The 4,032-nt window shown below is 55.8% G+C and carries 3 rRNA genes (1 of these 3 cut by a window edge); all 3 read left to right on the top strand.

Annotated features, from left to right (window positions below):
* Positions 1–244: ribosomal RNA gene (locus FHS08_RS16555) — 16S ribosomal RNA — on the top strand; it begins 1,378 nt to the left of the window's first position.
* A 411-nt stretch (positions 245–655) separates the two neighbouring features.
* Positions 656–3,761, top strand: a 23S ribosomal RNA gene (locus FHS08_RS16560).
* A gap of 103 nt (positions 3,762–3,864) precedes the next feature.
* Positions 3,865–3,981 (top strand): 5S ribosomal RNA (rrf, locus tag FHS08_RS16565).
* The 16S, 23S and 5S rRNA genes sit together here, the layout of an rRNA operon.
* The last annotated feature ends 51 nt before the right edge of the window (positions 3,982–4,032 follow it).

Consider the following 4,032-nt stretch of genomic DNA (forward strand, 5'->3'; position numbering starts at 1 on the left):
TTCGGATTGAGGTCTGCAACTCGACCTCATGAAGTCGGAGTCGCTAGTAATCGCAGATCAGCAACGCTGCGGTGAATACGTTCCCGGGTCTTGTACACACCGCCCGTCAAGTCATGAAAGTCGGTAACACCTGAAGCCGGTGGCCCAACCCTTGTGGAGGGAGCCGTCGAAGGTGGGATCGGTAATTAGGACTAAGTCGTAACAAGGTAGCCGTACCGGAAGGTGCGGCTGGATCACCTCCTTTCTAAGGAGCATCTGACACCTCCGGGTGTCCAGAGCCAGACTCGAGGCGAATGCCCTCGACTGGTCAGCTCATGGGTGGAACATTTGACTTGGTGCGAAGGATGGAGATCCTCACTCAGTACGCTGCTTGCAGCTGGAACCGTGGAGATCGCTGGATCTCGCACATGCACGCTGTTGGGTCCTGAGGGACCGGATGCGCTTCGATCTTCGGGTCGGGAGCAGACGAACCTCGGGGCCTTTTCTGGCTGCCCGGTGGGCAGGCGGGGAGGGTACCGCCCGTACTTTGAGAACTACACAGTGGACGCGAGCATCTTCGAACCGGTTTCGGCCGGTTCGTTTTGATGATCTTAAAGATCATTAGTCATTTGCTGGTCCGGTTTCGGCCGGTCTGGTTTTTGATGAACTCATGTGATTTCAAGTCTTTAAGAGCAAACGGTGGATGCCTTGGCATCTGGAGCCGAAGAAGGACGTAGCAATCTGCGATAAGCCTCGGGGAACTGATAAGCAAGTTTTGATCCGAGGGTGTCCGAATGGGGAAACCCCGCTGGGCGGCGTGCCGACCCAGTGACTCCCGCCTGAATATATAGGGCGGGTAGAGGGAACGTGGGGAAGTGAAACATCTCAGTACCCACAGGAAGAGAAAGCAACCGCGATTCCGTTAGTAGTGGCGAGCGAAACCGGAACAGGCTAAACCGAGTGCGTGTGATATCCGGCAGGAGTTGCGTATTCGGGGTTGTGGGACTTTTCGGGCTGCTCTGCCGAGCAGCCGGCGTGACGGCAGCGTATAGACGAGCCGCTTGGAAAGGCGGGCCATAGTGGGTGATAGCCCCGTAGTCGAAATGCGTGTGTTGGCGTGAAGAGTATCCCAAGTAGCACGGGGCCCGAGAAATCCCGTGTGAATCTGTCAGGACCACCTGATAAGCCTAAATACTCCCAGATGACCGATAGCGGACAAGTACCGTGAGGGAAAGGTGAAAAGTACCCCGGGAGGGGAGTGAAATAGTACCTGAAACCGTTTGCTTACAAACCGTTGGAGCCTCCTTAGCAGGGGTGACAGCGTGCCTTTTGAAGAATGAGCCTGCGAGTTAGCGATACGTGGCGAGGTTAACCCGTGTGGGGTAGCCGTAGCGAAAGCGAGTCTGAATAGGGCGATTCAGTCGCGTGTCCTAGACCCGAAGCGAAGTGATCTATCCATGGCCAGGCTGAAGCGACGGTAAGACGTCGTGGAGGGCCGAACCCACTTAGGTTGAAAACTGAGGGGATGAGCTGTGGATAGGGGTGAAAGGCCAATCAAACTTCGTGATAGCTGGTTCTCTCCGAAATGCATTTAGGTGCAGCGTTGCGTGTTTCTTGCCGGAGGTAGAGCTACTGGATGGCCGATGGGCCCTACCAGGTTACTGACGTCAGCCAAACTCCGAATGCCGGTAAGTGAGAGCGCAGCAGTGAGACTGTGGGGGATAAGCTTCATAGTCGAGAGGGAAACAACCCAGACCACCAACTAAGGTCCCTAAGCGCGTGCTAAGTGGGAAAGGATGTGGAGTTGCCTTGACAACCAGGAGGTTGGCTTAGAAGCAGCCACCCTTGAAAGAGTGCGTAATAGCTCACTGGTCAAGTGATTCCGCGCCGACAATGTAACGGGGCTCAAGCACGCCACCGAAGTTGTGGCATTGACATTATTGGTAGGCCTTCGTGGTCCAGCCGTGTTGATGGGTAGGAGAGCGTCGTGTGGCCGGTGAAGCGGCGGGGTGACCCAGCCGTGGAGGCCACACGAGTGAGAATGCAGGCATGAGTAGCGAAAGACGTGTGAGAAACACGTCCTCCGAAAGACCAAGGGTTCCAGGGTCAAGCTAATCTTCCCTGGGTAAGTCGGGACCTAAGGCGAGGCCGACAGGCGTAGTCGATGGACAACGGGTTGATATTCCCGTACCGGCGAAGAACCGCCCCAATCAATCCAGTGGTGCTAAACGCCCGAATTCCTGTGTATCGATCCCTTCGGGGTGAGAGCGTGGGAGCTAGCGCGTGACCCCATGCTGGTGCGGTTAGCGTATTAACAGGTGTGACGCAGGAAGGTAGCCCAACCCGGGCGATGGTTGTCCCGGGGCAAGTGCGTAGGCCGGGGGATAGGCAAATCCGTCCCTCATCGAGGCTGAGACACGATGCGGATGAAAAGTGGGTGATCCTATGCTGCCAAGAAAAGCATCGACGCGAGGTTCTAGCCGCCCGTACCCCAAACCGACTCAGGTGGTCAGGTAGAGAATACCAAGGAGATCGAGAGAATCGTGGTTAAGGAACTCGGCAAAATGCCCCCGTAACTTCGGGAGAAGGGGGGCCTTCGGCGTATAAGGACTTGCTCCGAAAGCGTTTGGAGGCCGCAGAGACTAGTGGGTAGCGACTGTTTACTAAAAACACAGGTCCGTGCCAAGTCGCAAGACGATGTATACGGACTGACGCCTGCCCGGTGCTGGAAGGTTAAGAGGACCGGTTAGCCGCAAGGCGAAGCTGAGAATTTAAGCCCCAGTAAACGGCGGTGGTAACTATAACCATCCTAAGGTAGCGAAATTCCTTGTCGGGTAAGTTCCGACCTGCACGAATGGCGTAACGACTTCCCAACTGTCTCAACCGCGAACTCGGCGAAATTGCATTACGAGTAAAGATGCTCGTTACGCGCAGCAGGACGGAAAGACCCCGTGACCTTTACTACAGCTTGGTATTGGTGTTCGGTGTGGCTTGTGTAGGATAGGTGGGAGACTGTGAAGCGTGGACGCTAGTTCACGTGGAGTCGTTGTTGAAATACCACTCTGGTCACTCTGGATATCTAACTTCGAACCGTGATCCGGTTCAGGGACAGTGCCTGGTGGGTAGTTTAACTGGGGCGGTTGCCTCCCAAAAAGTAACGGAGGCGCCCAAAGGTTCCCTCAACCTGGTTGGCAATCAGGTGGCGAGTGTAAGTGCACAAGGGAGCTTGACTGTGAGACTGACAGGTCGAGCAGGGACGAAAGTCGGGACTAGTGATCCGGCAGTGGCTTGTGGAAGCGCTGTCGCTCAACGGATAAAAGGTACCTCGGGGATAACAGGCTGATCTTGCCCAAGAGTCCATATCGACGGCATGGTTTGGCACCTCGATGTCGGCTCGTCGCATCCTGGGGCTGGAGTAGGTCCCAAGGGTTGGGCTGTTCGCCCATTAAAGCGGTACGCGAGCTGGGTTTAGAACGTCGTGAGACAGTTCGGTCCCTATCCGCTGCGCGCGTAGGAAGTTTGAGAGGATCTGACCCTAGTACGAGAGGACCGGGTTGGACGAACCTCTGGTGTGTCAGTTGTTCCGCCAGGAGCACCGCTGATTAGCTACGTTCGGGATGGATAACCGCTGAAAGCATCTAAGCGGGAAGCCGGCCTCAAGATGAGACTTCCATACCTTCGGGTGAGAGGCTCCCAGCCAGACTACTGGGTTGATAGGCCAGATGTGGAAGCGCAGCAATGCGTGCAGCTGACTGGTACTAATAAGCCGATGACTTGATAACACACCGTTCTTCGGTGCTTGCGTCCACTGAGTGGTTCTCGATGTACGGTCGAGAACCGCACCAACATGAATCATGTTCGTGCAGACTGAAACATCCATAGTGTTTCGGCGGCCATAGCGTGAGGGAAACGCCCGGTCCCATTCCGAACCCGGAAGCTAAGCCTCACAGCGCCGATGGTACTGCAGGGGAGACCCTGTGGGAGAGTAGGACACCGCCGGACTTCTTCACCGAAATGGCCACCCAACGCAGGGTGGCCATTCCGCGTTAACAC

It is taken from the genome of Microbacterium ulmi (genome assembly GCF_011759705.1).
Lineage (GTDB): Bacteria > Actinomycetota > Actinomycetes > Actinomycetales > Microbacteriaceae > Microbacterium > Microbacterium ulmi.